The organism is Pullulanibacillus sp. KACC 23026 (assembly GCF_029094525.1).
GTDB lineage: Bacteria > Bacillota > Bacilli > Bacillales > Sporolactobacillaceae > KACC-23026.
Window position 1 is genome coordinate 898,382 of sequence record NZ_CP119107.1, and the last position, 17,826, is coordinate 916,207.

The window sequence follows — 17,826 nt, forward strand, 5'->3', positions numbered from 1 at the left end:
GGTAAAAGGTTTGAAAAGTCTACTCATGCGAAAAATCCAAGAATAGTTTATGACTTAACGTCCGGTATCCTAATGCATAAAGCTATTTTAGATAGGGGGGCTCGTAAGTCACTTTTTGGGGCCCTCAAGAAAATCACTTCCATCAAATGATTCTTGGGCGGCTTACCTTGGCATCCATTGATAACCTGCTACGCGAATTACTTCGAGCTTAGCTTGCCTGAAAGCCTATATCCGTCTTTCTTTAAAGCAAGTGGCATTGCCCCAACCAAAGAAGCTGATTATAGAGTGACTTCAAGCTGGCTGGTTCGTTCGGCGGATTCAACGGTGTGTTTCAACAGGGTGGCGATGGTTACGGGACCAACGCCGCCTGGTACTGGGGTAATGGCGCTTGCCGCTTTGTAACACGATTCATAGTCGACGTCCCCGATATTCCCTTTGTTATAGCCGGCGTCCAAAACCGCGGCGCCTTCTTTAAGCCATTCGCCTTTTATAAATTCAGGTTTTCCAACGGCTGCGACAACAATGTCGGCCAGCTTTAAGATTTCTGGGAGATTGACCGTTTTTGAGTGACAGGTCGTGACGGTCGCATTTTCGTTTAAAAGCAAGGCTGATACAGGTTTTCCTAAAATGGGACTCCTGCCCACGACAACGGCGTGTTTTCCTTCAAGAGGGATCTTATAAAAATTGATAATGCTCATTATGGCAGCAGGGGTGCAGGATGGAAATTCGCCAAAGCCTAATGCGGTTTGACCGTACCCCGCACTCGTTACCCCGTCGACATCCTTTTTGATCGCAATGGCTTCAAAGGCTTGCCGTTCATCAATGTGGGATGGAACGGGATGCTGAAGGAGAATCCCGTGAACGGAGTCGTCTTTATTTAACTCTTCAATGGCGTTAATTAACTCTTGTGTGCTCGTTTCCTCTGGAAGCTCGATTCGAATGGATTTCATTCCAATTCGTCGGCATGCATTCCCCTTCATTTTGACATACGTTTCTGAAGCGGGGTTATTTCCGACTAAGATCGTGGCGAGGCAAGGCACGATGCCTTTTTCTGAAAGAGCTTCAATGCGTTCCTTTAAATGGTCTTTGATGGCTTGAGCCACAACGGTTCCGTCTAAAATAAGTGGATTCATAGACAACCCTCCAAAAAGTGTAATAAAAAAGAGATAAGGATGCCTATATCCTTATCTCTGCCCAGACGACCCGACCTTATAAAAGCATAGCTCCCCTGTGGTTCATTCCACACATGTCGTCAGTTACTATGCCTTTCGTTTCTACCCCTAAGATAGTGGTTTCTTAAGAAAATGTCAATTCAAACTTAGAATAAACAACCGAATAATGGAAGTGAAATCTGATGGGAATCGGGAATGATTGCCCGGATAACGATACTGGCTGGCTCCGTTTCCGGGTGTTGTTCTTTTTGGGTACGGCTTATTTTAATGGCGTTTTAAATAAAAAGAGACTTACTCCGAGGGTTCATGACTGTAACCCTGCATCAAAAAGTTCTGATCAATAAAATTCTTTCATCCCTCCCATCATTTTTTAGGTTATCATAGTGGAAACAGGGGGGATTCCATGTATATTCCTAAGTCATTTAGAATAGAGGATGAAGATAGGATTCATGATTTTATTGAAACCTATAGCTTTGCGACACTTTTTTCCCAGCATAACGGTGAACCTTGGGCGACACATCTTCCGTTGGTCTTAAATAAGGAGGAGAGTGCGCTCTATTGTCACTTTTCTCTTGGTAATGAACAATGGAAGGATGTTGAAGGGCAACCGATTCTTGCTGTGTTTCAAGGACCCCACAGTTATATCTCGTCTTCTTGGTACGAAACAACAAAGGCCGTTCCCACTTGGAATTATGTAGCGGTCCATGTCTATGGTAAAGCGGAAATGATCAATGATGGAGAGAGTATCTCACGGGCTTTAAGTGAGTTGGTCCAGAAATATGAACAGCCGGATAGTTCTTACAAGTTAGAAAAAGTTGATCCTCATTATATCGAGCAATTAAGTAAAGGTATTGCCCCATTTAAAATTAAAATTGAAAGAATGGAAGCCAAAGCCAAATTAAGCCAAAATCATTCTGTTGAACGTCAGGAATTAGTCATTAAGCAGCTTGAGAAATCATCGGACCAAGATGCTCAACAGATTGCCACCTTGATGAAAGCCAATCTCGAAAAAAAGAAATAAGCCTGATTCTTACGTCAGCAGTCTTTAAAAAGGACGCCTATTTTTGGGTTAACCGTTCGATGGGTAGTCGATTGGAAGTCATTTACAGCATTGGATGGAGATCCTCGCGCAACTGGGGCCGTATCGGCGATGGACGTGCGATCAGCGCCCCTACATACGAATGAAGCCCCGCCAAGCCGGAAAATGGGCGATGGGGGTGGGCTGTCTTACTTTGATTTGTTCATAATAGGGGTGCCCATGTTGACAAGGATAAATCAGCCAACTAAGTTCCGTTCCATTCAGTTATGAGGTGGGAGCACCGGTCACTTTCTCATGCCCATGATTGGAGAATTTATCTGATAACGTTTTAAGGTTGAGTCGAGCAAATCAAAAAACAGCGGAAGGAGTAACATAATATGTACAAGCACATTATTTGGGATTTTGATGGTACGCTTTTCGATGCTTATCCTGTTATGGGAAAAGCGTTTCAAGTAACGCTGAGAGGGCGAGGGATTGAGGAACCATTGGATGCGATCATGAAGCAAATGAGAGTATCGATGGGGCATGCGCTTAAGCACTATGAAACAAAATACCACATAGATTCTGCTTTTATCGAGGACTATGAGAAGCAGAGAAAAGACAGGGAGTTGGCTTACATAAAACCTTATGAAGGAATCGAGGAGCTATGCCGATTTATTCATACCTCTGGTCGCCATAATTATTTATTTACACATAGAGGCGAATCGGCCATCACCTTTTTAAAGAAGTTTGGTTTATACAATTATTTTACGGATTGTATCACTTCAGAGCACGGTTTCGAGCGTAAGCCGAGTCCTGCTGGAATTGAATTTCTAATGGAAAAATATAAAATGAAACACTCTGAATCGATCATGATTGGTGATCGTGATTTGGATGTCCTGTCGGGAAAAAATGCCGGGATCAGCGGATGCTTCTTTACCGAGAGCCATGAATCCAGCAGTCATGCAGACTATACCATCCATGAGTTTCAACAGTTGTATCCAATTTTATAAAAAAGTTGGGACTTACAACCAGAGTCTCGTCCGCAAAAAGGGGGCACCAATCAACCACGTTTTACTCACGCCAAGGTAAAAAAGGAGCCCTGATTGCTCAGAGTTCCTTAGAACGTTCAGTTTGTACCGGTCTGTTGGTTTCTTTTAAGTAATGTCATGCACAAGAAGCAAAAGACAATCGTTCCGAGGCAGACAGCCCCTAGCATCATACGAGAGCCATAGGCATCAAAAATGTCACCGACGCCGATTGGCCCTAATCCGCTCCCTAAAAAAAGTGAAAAAGCAAAAACGGATACGGCGGTTGCACGACCGTTTGGCAATAAATCCGTCGCAAACGTCTGAAGGGTAGAATGGCAGTAACTAAAGCCGAAACCAAGAATAATAAAACCGACTGTTAGTGAAATGACACTTTGCCATCCCCAGATCACCCCGAATCCTAGGATCATTAAACCCGAACCAAGCATGGGCATTTTGGTTGTGCCAACACGGCTCAGCACCTTAGTTATGGTCTTACTTCCAATAAAAGCGCCAACACTATAAGTGGCGGTCAAGAGTCCGATGATGAGGTAGGATAAATGAAGGGTGGAAACGCCATAGACTCCAAGGAATGTGAACCCTCCGTAAAAGACGAGACCCTCACAGAGCACTAATCCATAAATTTGCCAAGACCGTTTGTGTTTAAAAAGCTCTATGTAACGCTTCAAGATAGGTGTTGGGTTTGGTTTAACTGGAATCGTTTCGCGGCCGCGCTCGCGAAAGATGGCTAATAGTGCGGGGATACAGGCTAACCCCAGTAAAAAGAAAAGGATGCGATAGGAAAAGAATTGGGCGACTAATCCGCCAATGACAATTCCCAATGCTTGGCCGGATGTTGAAAAGGACATAAAGAGGGCAATGGCACCTGGTCTTTCTGAAAGGTCAAACCGGTCGCCGATTTGTGCAAGAGTGGTAGGGATAATCCCAGCGGCAAATAGTCCGGTCAGAACGCGTAAGACTAACAGCCAAGAGAATACATGGGCCACACCGCATAACAGCGTGCCAAGTGAAAATAAACACAAAGCCATAAAGATGGTGCTGACCTTCCCGATTTTCTCAGCAATCGGACCATAAACTAATTGGAATACTCCATAGGGAATGGAATAGGCCGTCACAAGCAAGGCAACGGAAGACATGGAAGTGTGAAGACTGACTGCCATTGCCGGCAGCATGGGGGCAATGGCCCGATTATCGGCATTGACCAGAAAGCCGCCCAACCCAAGCGACAGCAGCATTTGTCTATTTCTTGAAGCATTCCTCTCCATACAAAAACTCCTTCTCTAACTATATAAACCTATGTAATCATTTTATCTTTTTTTATTCAAATAACTTGATTATGGAAAGTGGATCCAATTTTCTCATGCATTTAGAAAGCTAACTGTTATGTGGGTTGCCCTGCCCTAGTGTTAGGGGCAAACTAGTTATGGATTGGGAGGGACAGTCTTATGTCGGCTATCAAGATGCAAAAGTTCACTTCAAGCGACTTTTATGAGTATTTTCTTCTTGTTTCCAATGAGAGCGTAATGCGGATGATTACGGAACGGGCTATTCCATTTGATGAAGCCAAGGAAAACTATAAGAAGCTATTAAATCGCAATAATAGATACGAAGGTTTTGGCTCTTATAAGGTGTTGAATGAGGCGCATGATTTTATCGGACTTGGGAGTTTGATTTTAAATGAAAACACCTGTGAAGAAGCTGAATTGGGCTATATGCTGATGCCGAACTATTGGGGCAGGGGATATGGGAGCACGATTGCTAAAAGCTTAATCCGTCGAGCCGAAAGTGCCGGGCTCAAGCGGTTAACTGCCATCATTGATCCTCAAAATGGGCCCTCTAGAATAATCTTAATAAAAAATGGGTTTCACTCCGAAAAAGTGTGTGAGATCGATGGATTGCCCGGAGAAATATTAAGCAAGGAGTTATAATGCCATCATTTATTCTGATAGTTAATTTTTGGGACAGATTTCTACTGGAAAATAATTGCTCTAAGTGGTCTGTTCCCGGCATGCAGTTGTTTCTTTAAAAAGGATGGATTAGGGGGAATGGTAAGTGACTGATCAAGGAATGGCTCCAGAGTACCCTTATTATGCGGTTATTTTTACTTCACAGAGAACGGACGGTGACAAGGGTTATGGGAGAATGGCGAGGAAAATGGAGGAACTGGCCTCACAGCAGGAAGGATTCTTAGGAATTGAGAGTGCAAGGGATTCGGAACTTGGCATCACGGTCTCATATTGGGATTCCTTAGAAGCCATTCAAAAGTGGAAAGACCACGCTGCCCATCAGGTTGCCCAAGAAAAAGGAAGGACAGAATGGTATAAAAACTATAAGGTTAGAATTTGCAAAGTCGAGAGGGACTACTCGTTTGAACTCTAGAATTTTTAAAAAAAACTGAATGGCGACGATCAGAAAAATTGGAATCAGGCGGCTTAGGCCAATCGACCGATATTTTAACATAAAAAAGGAAAAGGCTTCCTGCGTATGGAATTAGATAAAAAAAGACGTCGGTTTGAAGTGGTTTATCGGGAGGAGATTCTCGTTAAACGCGGAACCTGCACGAATTCGTCCAAATCAAATTGGTCTGTTTGAATAAGAGAAAACAACGATGACTGTGAGCCAATCAAAACGATTCTGGGTGAAACAGCCATTTAACTCTTTTTAGTTAGGAAAAGTGTTGGGTTCATTTGGATTGATGAATGACCCAAGCTATCTTTTTGAAAAAGAGTCATTAAACGCTTGATCTTATAAATACTTTTGTTGTTAGCCATCATTGTGCAGGGAGTGGATTCCAATTCGTTCATCAACCCATTTAGTCAAAATGAAATCAAGGCTTCGTGATTTGGAGGCTTTTTTGTCAGCGGTAAGATTAAATACAGGGAGAAGCAGAAGAGAGCTTGTTCTTGATATTTTCAATTTAACAGAGAACCAATTAGATGAACTGTTGTTTTTCGGGATGTTTCAATTGGACAGCGATGCCGAACAACTCAAGCAGCAATTAAGGGAGCTGCGGCTGCTTGGTTTTGAAACTTTTATAAAAGAAGAATTGGAGCTTTTGCATGGATTCTATCCCTCTCATAAAGCTGTCAAATTTGAGCTGTTTCTTTTAGATGAGAAGGATGAGTTCGTGAAAACCAAGTTAGGTGGCGTCTCGGCTTTTACCGAATGGAATGGCAGGATGGTGTTTGTTGTAGAGCCGGATGAACGTGTACGCCAAACGCTCAAGTCCGTCATTACGCACGAATATCATCACCACTGGCGCATGAGCGCTCTAAAGGTAGCGAGTGAAGAGGAGAGTTTGCTGGACCGGCTTGTTTTAGAAGGACTGGCTGAGCATTTTGTCAGGCTTCGTTTAGGGGAAGAGTTCCTTGGCCCTTATAGAGAGGCGCTTTCTGAGGAGCAGGCAAGACGATTATGGGAAACCACCTACAAATACCATGTAGGTGAAATGGGGGATGCTGCGGACCCCTATATGTTTGGCCATCCGGATAATGGCCTGCCTTTTTGGGGCGGCTATGCTTTAGGCTATTATCTGGTGAAGTGGTATCTCGAGGAGCATGAGGAGATCTCGATTGAAGAGTTAACGGTGCTGCCATCTGAAGCTTTTATGATTTAAATCGAGGAGCTAAGCTTTGAGGCTATTTTGGGTCTCGTTGCTGATCTGCTGGGAGACTTGGTTTACATCAAAAAGTCTTTGAAAGAGCTGCTGCGGAGTTCACCCTCTGTGCGAATCGTTGGCTATATCGAAACCTCAGTTGAAAAAGCAGCTTTCCTTCTTGGTAGAATATGAGCGTCGTTATCATCTTCATTCGAATGAGAACTTGTTTCGCCAAAAGCTCTATCAAATCATTGCCGGATATTCCGAAGATGATGCGGCAGATGACCTAACGAAAGATCCCGTTTTTACTCAAATCATTGGCACAAATGCCTTGGCTTCTCAGCCTAGTTTATCTCGCTTTTTCAAACGATTTGATGACCAATTAGTGGAAGAATTAAACCAAGCGAATCAAGCACTTCTTGATAAGGTCCATCAGCACAGAGAATCTAAGGCTCTCATTCTAGATCTCGATTCAACGCATTCAGATGCCTATGGTGAACAAGAAGAATCAGCTTATAATGCTCATTACGGAACAGTGGGATTTCATCCATTGGTTGCCTTTGATGGTGTAACAGGTGACTTTCTTAAAGCTAAGCTACGCCCAGGGAATGTGTATACGTCAAACGGTGTGGTCGATTTCATTCAACCCCTGATTGAACATTACAACGAAACATTTCGACCCGGCAGGAAGTGCTTTTCTTCCGAGGAGGCTGAAGCGTTGCCCGCGGAAAGCGAGCCTATTTCCGCTTTCATAAATGGAAAAAGGTAAATGACACCAATCCAAGAAAAAGGCCAAAGAAACACGGGAGAAGTCTGCCCCCAAAAAGAAGAATGGTTTCCATATATTTGGAAACAGCTTCTTTAACGAGTAAATTCTTTTTCCTATTCTGTGAAGAATTTGAACCCTACTCGTTTTTGGCGAATGTCAGCATTTAATCACTGCGGTATGAATAATTCAGGTAGACCTTTATAGAGAATGTTTATATAAGAAATAATTAACTCTAGAATAGAGTGTAAAGTTTTACTCTTTAATGAGTAATGAGATTTCATTTTCACTTTAGGAGGAGTGCAATTTGTTGTCACATAGTTTTAGGTTTATATTAATTGTTATGTCTGTAGTTTTTTTACTATTTGGTTGCTCTAATAATCTTAATTCAAAATCAAATTTAGTAAAAAAAAGCAGTCATTTGTATCAAAAACAAACAAATAATATTGAATCAAAACAGGATGGGGAACTTATATCATTAAAGAAAATTAATATTCAGCAGATATATGATTTGCAATCATACCGCATGACATATTGGAGTGATGGGGTTAAAACAGTTGCTTACGTGGCAGCGCCAAAGGAAATAAATGTTGGATTATCGAAGACTTTGTGAAAAAATGGTTCTTAAGGTAAAAACCGTAGTGTAATGGTTAACAAGAAATTTTAGAGTCACCTGCGATCGTTGAAATAAGCGGAGATTTTTCCGTTATCAACCAAAGTAGCGTTCAGTTCGTCGTAAATAAGCGGAGTTTTTCCGTTTAAACCAAAAGAAATGATCCATTTTCATATTTTTCGAGTCAATAGTCGGAATTTCTCCGTCTATTTTAGCTATTTTTAATGTCGATTTCTAAATAAGCGGAATTTCTCCGCTTATTTAGAAAGTTCGCTTTAGCCCTTTAATGAAATAGGTAATCGATTGCCTTTTATGAAAATAATCAAACCGAATCTCAAAAGATTCGGTTGTTTTGACGTTTACTAGTCTTTTCTTTCTGTGATTCTATTGTGAATAGTAGGGTGATTGAAGGTGATAATTAGCGTTTTGCATCTCACAAGTAAACCCGTTAACTTTATTAAGGTATCGTCTTTTTCTTATTCAGCTAACGGTGATAATGTTTTTAGTTCCTAATTTATTGTTAGTCTAATAAAAAAAACTTACAAGTGATCAGACACAGCGCATACTATGAGTTCTCAAATTTTAGCCCATCCCACAATGTTTTTTTACGGTTAATTTTCGTGCCAATTTGAATTTATCTTTTTGTGTAGGAGGCGAACTTTTGAGGGCGTCTTCTTCTAATTGAAGCCTAAACCTAGCATAAAGGGCATGAGAGCCAAGATACTGATAAACATCAGAATTTGAATCGGTGCATATAGAAGCCTTTATCATTCAAATTCGGTATAACTCCATCTGTCTTCAAATAACAAGATCCCAAACGGTTTAACAAATTTATATAAGATTTCCACAATATAACTCGCTATTGATCATGATAATAACTGATCCTCGCCCTATTTCGTTATTGGACAGCCCCGCTGATGCCTGGGCTGCAGCCATTTTTTAAAATGATTGATCTTTTAATAAAAAATAGAAAAAACACATCCATTTTGTTTCAATGATGGATGCGTTTTTTTGATAAACAGCCTTTAAAAGTCTGGCGATAAATGAAGGTCAATCAAACGTTCACCTGAATTTTTCTTTGTTTTTATTCCTATTGTGCCTCGATGTCTTTTAATTTTCTCCATAACGTAGCACGGCTGATGCCTAGCTTTCGAGCGATTAAGTCTTTGTTGCCGTTGAGCTTTTCTAGATGGTTAAGGATGACCTGTTTTTCGATATCTTTAAGTGTTCCTTCATAACTAGGGGACATGGAACGCTTTTCAATAGCAGAGTTGTCTTGAACTTTATCATTCAGTTCGTTGATCATTTCAATAGAGACCATCTCTTTTGGAATATCAGTCTGCGAAAGAACCACGAATTTCTCTAATATATTTTCCAATTGCCGGATGTTACCAGGCCAAGAATAGTTTAAAAACGTATTAATCAGTTCGTTTGGTATGACGGGCTTTGGACAATTGTACCGATTGGAAAGCTTATTCAGCAGCTTGCTCACAAGTATTGGAATGTCCTCTTTGCGTTCTCTAAGAGGGGGGAGCGGAATAGTTAGCACGTTCAGCCGGTAGTAGAGATCCGCCCGGAATTTCCCTTCGCTGATGTCTTTTTGTATATCGCGATGGGTAGCTGCGATAACCCGAACATCGATACTAATGATCGAGCTTCCTCCAATGCGCATGATTTCACGCTCCTGAATCACACGCAATAGACGTGATTGCAATTCAAGAGGCATTTCACCAATTTCATCAAGGAAGATCGTACCGCTATGGGCCAGTTCAAAGAGCCCTGCCTTCCCATTTCGACTAGCCCCTGTAAAGGCCCCAGGCTCATAACCAAAAAGCTCACTCTCAAGTAGATTAGGAGGAAGCGCCCCACAGTTAATTGGAACAAAAGGCCGATTGTTTCGATTGCTTTGATTATGAATGCTTTGAGCAATTAATTCTTTCCCCGTACCTGTCTCTCCTTGAAGTAATATAGTCGAATCGGTTTGACTAAAATGAGTCACCTTTTCTGCCACATTTTTCATTGCCGGAGCAACCGCCACGAGATCCTTCAAGCTTTGTTTGGCGACAAATCCAGAATGGCTTAATTTACGGCGGATTTTATGCTCTAGCTTCTGAATGTGTGTGACGTCCTGTAAAGTCACGACCCAGCCTATTTTCTCATGGCCAACTACGATGGTTCGTTTCGAAACGGAAACGACGGAGTCCTGCAGTTTGGCAATTTCCCCATTAAATTCCTGCTTCTCATTTATTAAGTGAAGCAGCTCCTGTTCTGAATTCAAAGCGCTTTCTATTTGGTGGTTCATAAAAGAGTTAGGGTCTTGTTTAAGAAGAACGACTGCCCGATTATTCGCCAATATGATCTGAGAATCGTTGGAGATGATAAAGATCCCATCTTGGGCGGTTTCAAGAATCATTCGCAATTGCTCATTAATCTTCCGTTCCTGAAAACGCGCAAGAATGAGGTTTTCGGCCATATCGAAAGCTTCATGGACGCTTGAGCTAGATGGCATGAGCTTAATTCCAGGCAAGCCAAATTTTTTCGTGTAGTCGATGGACATTCCATCACCCACAACAAAATCGATTTGGTCTTCAATAGCTTTTCTAACCTGAAGATCTAAGTCATGCTCATAGGAGAAGACCGGGTAAATTTTAATATCAATATAGCTTCCGAGCTCACGATAATCACATATAATGTTTTCTACTCCAATGAGACCAATCTTTTGATAACGGGTCTTTAAGGAATGAACTGTTCTCAGGATATCGAGTACAGTCATTTTGACTTCCACGACAGGGATATGAAGCTTTTGTTTTAAAAGAGTGGCCTGGCCTCCTCGGGTAATTATGACCTCCGCCCCATTAGCTTCTTCTTGCTTAGCAATTGGAACCGTTTCTTCAAACGAAAAATCCCGATCGCTTTCTGGCGCATAAATTTTGTAGGAATCGCCGACAGCTGTCCGAACGGTATCAGCAAACTCCTTTGAAGGGGCAATGACGATAATTTGGCTCATTATAGAACGCCTCTCGTTTTCAATATTTTAACGCTGTTTCAAAATGAAACGGCTTATGTTTCAATTTTTATAAAAGTATATCATATTTGAATTTAGAAATGAGAGCGTTTTTTTGAAAATGAATGAAAGCGTATTTATTGATAAAAAAATATGGGAATCCGAAAACCCTTATTATTAAACTGTTTTCGCAAATAAGTAATTATTTTGTCGTTTTTTATTTTTATTTTTTTCTATTGTTGGCATGAAACTTGCATATAGAAAAGTGTGCGAAAGGAGGTCAAAGAAAGTGACTTTAGAAAAGCAAGAGCAGCTATCACAAAAATTGGTGGAAACAGGTAAGTATCTTTTAGCTAACCAGCTCGCATGGGGGACATCTGGAAATATCAGTGCTCGGCTAAATGACAAGCAAATGTTAATTACGGCTTCAGGTACAGAAATGGGAAGCCTCCAACCTAACGATTTTGCCTTCGTTAATTTTGAAACAGGTGACTGGGAGGGAGACCGTAAGCCATCTAAAGAAGTCCCTATGCATACAGGAATTTACCAAGTGCGTCAGGATGCTAATGTCATTCTTCACTCTTCACCGTTTTATACAACATTAATGGCATCAAGTGAGGAGCCGATTGTTTCGGAATTGTTTGTTGAAACGATGTACTTCCTTGAGGATGTTGCTTATGTAGACTATTTTCATCCTGGCACCGCTGAGTTAGGGGAGGCGGTTAAGGAACAAGCTGAAAATGGCCATGTCCTTATTTTGAGAAATCATGGGGTTATTCTTTTTGATGATTCGTTTTCAGATGCTGTTATGAGATTAGAAACCCTGGAAATGGCCTGCCGAATGATTATAACGGCAAAATCAGCAGGGATCCCATTAACAAAGATTCCCGATCAGGTGGTTCGTGATTTCTTAGAAAACGCGCGGTATAAACCTAGGAAGAGAATTTGGCAAAAGTAGAATTAAAAGGAATTAATCAATATTATTAAATCTACATCTACGAGGAAGTGTTATTGACATGAAAGCTGTTATGATAGATCGTCCTTATTCTGTAGTTGTTACTGATGTAAGTAACGCTCCTCTAGGGGACCACGATGTACGTATTCAAGTTAAGGCAGCCGGAATATGCGGATCGGATATTCATGCTTATAAAGGACTTCATCCATTTCGTCAGCCTCCCGTTATTATTGGCCATGAAATTTCTGGAGAAGTTGTAGAGCATGGCCGCCTGGTCACACGTGTCAAAGTGGGAGATAAAGTCACAGTTGAGCCTCAGGTAGGCTGTGGTAAATGTGAGCACTGCCTGCAAGGTGAAACGAACTATTGTGATCATCGTCAAGCACCTGGTATTGGGAATTGGTATGGCACCATGGCTGAAAACTTTGTCGCTCATGAAGATGTCGTTTTCGTCTTACCCCCAAATATGGATCACAAAGTGGGGGCGCTATCTGAACCACTTGCTGTTGGGGTTCATGCGATTCGTCAAGCTGATATTCAAATTGGGGATAAAGTGGCTGTTCTTGGATCAGGCCCGATTGGATTATTAGCTGTGGCTGTTGCGAAGGAAGCGGGCGCTACTACGATTCTTTCAACCGATGTCTTTGATTATTGCTTAGATACAGCTACAACAATGGGTGCCACGCACACGATTAACATTAGTGGAAAAGATAATTGGCTCGATAAAGCAAGGGAAATGATTGGTGGGTCCTTTGATAAAGTCCTCGTTGCGATCGGCGTCCCTGGCATTGTTAATCAGGCCCTTTCTCTCGTGAAAAAAGGCGGCCGTGTCGTGACTATTGCAATGTTCCATGGTGAGCAATCTCTAGATATCATGCAGCTTCAAGGTCAAGAAAAAGAATTAGTGGGCTGCTTCTGTTATACACGCGAGGATACGATCACCGCAGTTGATTTACTTGCTTCCGGCCGAATCCCAACAGATGCCATTGTTACGCACGTCTTACCTTATACGCAGGCGGCAGATGGTTTTAGAATGATGGAGAAAAAGGAAGATAATCCGCTTAAGATCCTTGTTACTTTTGACTAAGGGAAGCTTCCCTAAGAATGGAGGGAACGAAAATTGAAAAGTGAAGAACGTGTTCTAGCAACCTATTTGATTGAAACGCCTTATTCTTTGGAATACGCGGCAGAAGTTATGGCAGGTGAACAATCAACGGGTACATTTGTTTCAGTTCCTGGAGAAACAGAAGCCCTTAAGGAACAACACGGGGCTAAAATCGTGTCCGTTAAAGAAGTGGATGCCAGCTATTATCCGACATTGCCGGGAGCAAAGCCCCTAGTAAAAGATAAAAAGGCGGTTTATCACCGCGGACAGGTCGTGCTCTCGTTTCCTTTTCATAATTTTGGACCCTCCATCCCCAATCTTTTGGCAACGGTAGCGGGCAATCTGTATGAGCTTCGTGAGTTTTCCGGTCTCCGATTAATTGATCTTAAATTACCTGAAGCGTTTATGGATAAGTATTTAGGGCCGCAGTTTGGGATTGAAGGAACGCGCAGACTGGCGAATGTTTATGAGAGGCCTTTGATTGGTACGATTGTCAAACCGAGTATTGGACTGCCGCTAGAAGAACTAAGGGTTTTGGTTCGGCATCTGGCTCTTTCTGGTATAGATTTTATTAAAGATGATGAGCTCAATGCGAATCCTCCTTATGCACCTCTAAAGGAAAGAGTAAAGGTTGTGATGGAGGAAATAGAACGGGCTGCCGATCGAACCGGTAAGAAGGTCATGTATGCGTTTAATATAACTGGAGATATGGATGAATTAAGAGAAAACCACGATACAGTCGTCGCAGCGGGTGGAAATTGTGTGATGGTTGGGATTAATAGTGTTGGCTATACAGGTGTCTCTTATCTTAGAAACTACTCGCAGGTGCCGATACACGGACATCGAAATCAATGGGGGGCGATGACGCGATGCCCATTACTGGGGATGGATTTTCGGGTCTATCAAAAATTATGCCGTTTAGCTGGTGTGGATCATCTTCATACAAATGGCCTGGACAGTAAATTTTACGAGTCCAATGCAACTGTTATTCGTTCTGTGCAAGATTGCTTAACACCAATGTTCGGTGAGGACACCGTGATGCCAGTCCTTTCTTCGGGGCAATGGGCGGGTACCGCCATCGGCTCCTACAACGCGATGAAGACAGTCGACCTGATTCATTTGGCAGGCGGCGGGATTATGGCTCATCCTGATGGTGCAGCGGCAGGAGTTGAAAGTATGAAGCAGGGATGGGAAGCCGCATTAACCGGCTCTTCATTGGAAGCTTATGCCGAAACTCATCCCGAATTAGCTCGAGCTATAGAGAAGTTTGGAAAATAAAGTAAGCGCTTTTAAGAAATGGTTTGAAAACTTGTCTGGTAATCTTTCTTTTAAAAAAGACAAAGTATAATGGGAAGAGAATGTCATCTATTAACTTAAAACTATTAATAAATAATACAGAAAAAATTGACTAAAAATTAGGTGGTGTCACCATGTTGGCCAATAAAAAACAAGAACCGCTGGAGAATCCGACCGGGTTTAAACTTCCTGGATTACGCTGGTGGATGTTCTCATTCTTTATCTTAGTAATGATTATTAACTATATTGATCGATCGTCGATTTCAATCGCAATGCCTTTAATTAGTAAGCAGCTTCATATTAATTCCGTTACGATTGGTATTATCCTAAGTTCCTTTAGCTGGACCTATGCTCTAATGCAGGTTCCAGGAGGTTGGCTCGTAGATAAGTTGAAGCCGCGTAAGGTGGTCGCGACCAGTTTAATTGGTTGGGGGATTGCGGAAGCCCTTACAGGTTTTGCGACAGGTATTGCCACGTTAATGGGCATGCGTATGTTCTTAGGGATTTTTGAAGGTCCTGTTCAAAACGGTGCCAATACTTCTTTGATTCGCTGGTTGAGAAGACATGAACGTTCTCGTGGGAGCACGCTTGTGGACGGTGGCGGACCACTTGGAACGGCCATTGGCGGACTTTTTGTAACCGGTCTTATTATTTGGTTAGGCTCTTGGCGACTTGCATTCGGTGTCGTGGGTGCGATCACGGTATTGATTGGTGTCATTGCCATCCTATTTATGCGCAATAATCCGGCTGAACATCCTTGGATGACGGAGAAAGAAAAATTATATCTTTCAAAAATTGATGAGGAAGATGAAGAAGATGATGTAAAAGGGAAAGCGGGCAACTACTTCTTACATCTAAGCCCATGGATGCTTCTCCTTGCTTTCTTCGGTTATGATATCGTTCTATTTGGTCTTCTTACTTGGGCTCCAACTTATATTAGTCAGCAGCAGCATATTTCTCTTGGAATAACGGGTGTTTGGACATTTGTCATCTTTGGTGCCGGCTTCTTAGGTGAGGTTTTTGCCGGCCAATTAGCAGACTTCTTAATTAGAAAAGGTGCTTCTGCAAACGCGGTTTTACGGACGATGCTAGGATTTGCTGGAGTCGGCGTGGCAGTAGCTATCATTTTGGTTAACCATGTGAACACAGCGAGCGCTGCCATTCTATTAATTACACTTGCTAATTTCTTCCTTCGTTGGGGTGGATTATTCTGGAGTGTTCCCGCCCGACTTGCGGCGAAAAAGCATGTTGGTCTACTAACTGGTGCGATGAACTTCTCTGGAAATATTGCAGGGATCATCATTCCCATCTTAATTGGTTTTATTGTTCAAGCAACCAACAGCTATGCGGGGGTATTCGTTACGTTTGCGATTTCGGGTCTCCTTATGGCTATTGGATCTATTGGCATTAACTATTCAAGAAAAATAAACATCTAAGATACAGTGGTTTGGAGGGAAAAACATGCAGAGTGAAACGTCAAAGGAGAGTAGGCTCGTTCTTTCCTTTTATGGGGATGATTTTACGGGTTCAACAGATGCCATGGAATCCCTCACGATTAATGGATTACCAACCGTCTTGTTTCTAGAGGTTCCCGATCAATCCGTTTTAAGGCGTTTTCCGCATATTAAGTGTGTTGGGGTTGCTGGAAATAGCCGGGTCATGAGCCCTGAAGAAATGAAGCAGGAACTACCGTCAATTTTTAAAGGGTTAAAGAGCTTGGGCAGCGAGTACGTGCATTATAAAGTTTGCTCCACCTTTGATTCCTCAAAAACTATCGGAAACATTGCGACTGTTTTAGAAATTGGTCAAGAGGTTTTTGATTCTCAGGTCACGGTGCCAGTATTTGTCGCGTCACCTGACTTAAGACGCTACACCGTTTTTGGAAATCATTTTGCGGCAATGGGGGAGAACGTTTATCGATTAGATCAGCATCCTGTTATGTCAAGGCATCCTATAACGCCTATGTCCGAAGCCGATTTACGTGTCCTATTACAGGATCAGGGGTTAGCGGGACGCATTGAATTAATCAACGTGGTGGACTTAGAGCAGCCAATGGAAGCTTTAAAGCTGACTTTTAAGGGAAAGGTATCTGAAGAATCAAAAGCGGTTGTCTTTGATTCCTCAAGGAAAGAGCACGTGGATAAAGTGGGTGAGTTGCTTGCTTTATCCCGATATTCAGATGAACCCTTATTCCTAATCGGTTCATCTGGAGTCGGGCATGCCATTTCAGCTGTCCAGCAAGCGTCTATTGTTGAGGTCAGCAAACGCCCAGCCTTTAAAGAGGTTGATCAACTGCTTGTGGTTTCAGGGAGTTGTTCACCGGTTACGGAACAACAGCTTCAGTGGGCATTGACTAATGGTTTCGAGGGTATTCATCTGTCACTGCAAGAAGTCATGGATGACAAAAATGGTCAAGCAGCGATGCAGAACATTGTTGATAAGGCTTCTGAGATCGTTAAACACGGAAAAAGTGTGATTATCTATACCGCTCTCGGACCAGATGATCCAAGCATTAAGGAAAATCAGCGTGTCTTCAGAGAACGTGGCGCCTCCATTTCGGAGTCCAGCAAAATCCTCGGTTCTTACTTAGGTGAAGTCGCCAAGCTTGTCATTCAAGAGACCGGCCTTGAACGCTTAGTCGTTGCCGGCGGGGATACCTCCAGTTATGCTACAAGACAGCTCGGTATCTACGCATTAGAAATGGTGACGTCGATTTCACCAGGTGCCCCGTTGTCCAGATGTCACTCAGATGACCCGCGACTTGACGGATTAGAATTAGCATTAAAAGGCGGACAATTTGGCAGTGTCGACTATTTCGGCAAAGTCTTAACTTGTGCACCGAACTCGGTCCAGGCTTAAGAGAATCCTATAAAACCAGCTAAAAAGCAGGGAAGTCGAAGCCTATGACTTTCCTGTTTTTTGGTGGGGATAGACCACGACTGAAAGACTAACTGCTCTAAAGGAGGTCTGTCCCCGCTCGCTATTTAAGCCAGTTTTTTCGCAAGCCAGCACTAGCAGAGTCCCCTTGTATTTTAGCGTGGGGAGCGCTGTTTTATTGAATGTTTTAATTTTATTTTATTTCGAAAAAAGAAATTGTTTTTAAAAATACATCGTGCTAATATATAGTGACAAATCTCAATTTAGTCGATGAACGCTGTCCAATATTGCTGTCGTTTATCTTCTATAAGGAGGATGATTGTACGAGTTGCTTTTCTAATGTTAATAAAATTGTCATGCGAGTTGACAATTG

14 protein-coding genes, 1 pseudogene and 1 riboswitch are annotated in these 17,826 nt (G+C 42.3%); of the genes and pseudogenes, 12 read left to right on the forward strand and 3 right to left on the reverse strand.

The window, feature by feature from the left end; all coding sequences use genetic code 11:
- Nucleotides 1-278: 278 nt before the first annotated feature.
- Nucleotides 279-1,133 carry a bifunctional 5,10-methylenetetrahydrofolate dehydrogenase/5,10-methenyltetrahydrofolate cyclohydrolase gene (locus PU629_RS03940; RefSeq protein WP_275282974.1) on the reverse strand — a complete coding sequence of 285 codons (855 nt, stop codon included), beginning with the start codon at nucleotides 1,131-1,133 and terminating at the stop codon, nucleotides 279-281.
- Nucleotides 1,134-1,185: 52 nt separating this feature from the next.
- A riboswitch (ZMP/ZTP riboswitch) is annotated at nucleotides 1,186-1,270 on the reverse strand.
- A gap of 305 nt (nucleotides 1,271-1,575) precedes the next feature.
- Here PU629_RS03940 and PU629_RS03945 point away from each other — a divergent pair.
- Complete coding sequence (locus PU629_RS03945; RefSeq protein WP_275282975.1) at nucleotides 1,576-2,193, forward strand: FMN-binding negative transcriptional regulator; 618 nt, start codon at nucleotides 1,576-1,578, stop codon at nucleotides 2,191-2,193.
- 395 nt (nucleotides 2,194-2,588) lie between these two features.
- Nucleotides 2,589-3,203, forward strand: a complete 615-nt coding sequence (locus PU629_RS03950) for an HAD-IA family hydrolase (protein WP_275282976.1) — start codon at nucleotides 2,589-2,591, stop codon at nucleotides 3,201-3,203.
- Nucleotides 3,204-3,319: 116 nt separating this feature from the next.
- Here the strand turns inward: PU629_RS03950 and PU629_RS03955 are convergent, their stop codons facing one another.
- Nucleotides 3,320-4,504, reverse strand: coding sequence for an MFS transporter (locus PU629_RS03955; protein ID WP_275282977.1), 1,185 nt, complete (start codon nucleotides 4,502-4,504; stop codon nucleotides 3,320-3,322).
- Between the two features lie 180 nt (nucleotides 4,505-4,684).
- Between PU629_RS03955 and PU629_RS03960 the strand changes: the two genes are divergently transcribed.
- The 5 genes and pseudogenes from PU629_RS03960 (at nucleotide 4,685) to PU629_RS03980 (ending at nucleotide 8,216) form a co-directional block, all read left to right on the forward strand.
- Nucleotides 4,685-5,167, forward strand: a complete 483-nt coding sequence (locus PU629_RS03960) for a GNAT family N-acetyltransferase (RefSeq protein ID WP_275282978.1) — start codon at nucleotides 4,685-4,687, stop codon at nucleotides 5,165-5,167.
- Between the two features lie 139 nt (nucleotides 5,168-5,306).
- Nucleotides 5,307-5,618 (forward strand): antibiotic biosynthesis monooxygenase family protein, encoded by a 312-nt coding sequence (locus tag PU629_RS03965; protein ID WP_275284351.1) that lies wholly within the window; start codon nucleotides 5,307-5,309, stop codon nucleotides 5,616-5,618.
- A 475-nt stretch (nucleotides 5,619-6,093) separates the two neighbouring features.
- On the forward strand, nucleotides 6,094-6,855 hold the full coding sequence (locus tag PU629_RS03970; protein WP_275282979.1) for a DUF2268 domain-containing putative Zn-dependent protease: 762 nt from the start codon (nucleotides 6,094-6,096) through the stop codon (nucleotides 6,853-6,855).
- Nucleotides 6,856-7,030: 175 nt separating this feature from the next.
- Nucleotides 7,031-7,561, forward strand: a pseudogene (locus tag PU629_RS03975) (transposase); the annotation flags it as partial.
- A 349-nt stretch (nucleotides 7,562-7,910) separates the two neighbouring features.
- The gene (locus PU629_RS03980; protein ID WP_275282980.1) at nucleotides 7,911-8,216 is read left to right on the forward strand and encodes a hypothetical protein; all 306 of its coding nucleotides are present in this window, start codon (nucleotides 7,911-7,913) and stop codon (nucleotides 8,214-8,216) included.
- A 1,090-nt stretch (nucleotides 8,217-9,306) separates the two neighbouring features.
- Here the strand turns inward: PU629_RS03980 and PU629_RS03985 are convergent.
- Nucleotides 9,307-11,223: a sigma 54-interacting transcriptional regulator gene (locus PU629_RS03985; RefSeq protein WP_275282981.1), complete on the reverse strand. Its 1,917-nt coding sequence runs from the start codon at nucleotides 11,221-11,223 to the stop codon at nucleotides 9,307-9,309.
- A gap of 286 nt (nucleotides 11,224-11,509) precedes the next feature.
- On the opposite strand from PU629_RS03985, the gene PU629_RS03990 reads away from it, so the two are divergent.
- From PU629_RS03990 to PU629_RS04010, 5 genes are all read left to right on the forward strand, one after another.
- Complete coding sequence (locus PU629_RS03990) at nucleotides 11,510-12,178, forward strand: class II aldolase/adducin family protein (protein ID WP_275282982.1); 669 nt, start codon at nucleotides 11,510-11,512, stop codon at nucleotides 12,176-12,178.
- A 58-nt stretch (nucleotides 12,179-12,236) separates the two neighbouring features.
- Complete coding sequence (locus PU629_RS03995) at nucleotides 12,237-13,262, forward strand: zinc-dependent alcohol dehydrogenase (RefSeq protein WP_275282983.1); 1,026 nt, start codon at nucleotides 12,237-12,239, stop codon at nucleotides 13,260-13,262.
- Between the two features lie 33 nt (nucleotides 13,263-13,295).
- Nucleotides 13,296-14,558, forward strand: coding sequence for a ribulose-bisphosphate carboxylase large subunit family protein (locus tag PU629_RS04000; RefSeq protein ID WP_275282984.1), 1,263 nt, complete (start codon nucleotides 13,296-13,298; stop codon nucleotides 14,556-14,558).
- 152 nt (nucleotides 14,559-14,710) lie between these two features.
- Nucleotides 14,711-16,012, forward strand: a complete 1,302-nt coding sequence (locus PU629_RS04005) for an MFS transporter (protein WP_275282985.1) — start codon at nucleotides 14,711-14,713, stop codon at nucleotides 16,010-16,012.
- A 25-nt stretch (nucleotides 16,013-16,037) separates the two neighbouring features.
- The gene (locus tag PU629_RS04010) at nucleotides 16,038-17,435 is read left to right on the forward strand and encodes a four-carbon acid sugar kinase family protein (RefSeq protein ID WP_275282986.1); all 1,398 of its coding nucleotides are present in this window, start codon (nucleotides 16,038-16,040) and stop codon (nucleotides 17,433-17,435) included.
- Nucleotides 17,436-17,826 lie beyond the last annotated feature (391 nt).

Bases quoted from the DNA above. Each gene is read 5' to 3' on its own strand.
- PU629_RS03940 (WP_275282974.1), bottom strand. From the start codon at position 1,133: ATGAATCCACTTATTTTAGACGGAACCGTTGTGGCTCAAGCCATCAAA.
- PU629_RS03945 (WP_275282975.1), top strand. From the start codon at position 1,576: ATGTATATTCCTAAGTCATTTAGAATAGAGGATGAAGATAGGATTCAT.
- PU629_RS03950 (WP_275282976.1), top strand. From the start codon at position 2,589: ATGTACAAGCACATTATTTGGGATTTTGATGGTACGCTTTTCGATGCT.
- PU629_RS03955 (WP_275282977.1), bottom strand. From the start codon at position 4,504: ATGGAGAGGAATGCTTCAAGAAATAGACAAATGCTGCTGTCGCTTGGG.
- PU629_RS03960 (WP_275282978.1), top strand. From the start codon at position 4,685: ATGTCGGCTATCAAGATGCAAAAGTTCACTTCAAGCGACTTTTATGAG.
- PU629_RS03965 (WP_275284351.1), top strand. From the start codon at position 5,307: ATGGCTCCAGAGTACCCTTATTATGCGGTTATTTTTACTTCACAGAGA.
- PU629_RS03985 (WP_275282981.1), bottom strand. From the start codon at position 11,223: ATGAGCCAAATTATCGTCATTGCCCCTTCAAAGGAGTTTGCTGATACC.
- PU629_RS03995 (WP_275282983.1), top strand. From the start codon at position 12,237: ATGAAAGCTGTTATGATAGATCGTCCTTATTCTGTAGTTGTTACTGAT.
- PU629_RS04005 (WP_275282985.1), top strand. From the start codon at position 14,711: ATGTTGGCCAATAAAAAACAAGAACCGCTGGAGAATCCGACCGGGTTT.
- PU629_RS04010 (WP_275282986.1), top strand. From the start codon at position 16,038: ATGCAGAGTGAAACGTCAAAGGAGAGTAGGCTCGTTCTTTCCTTTTAT.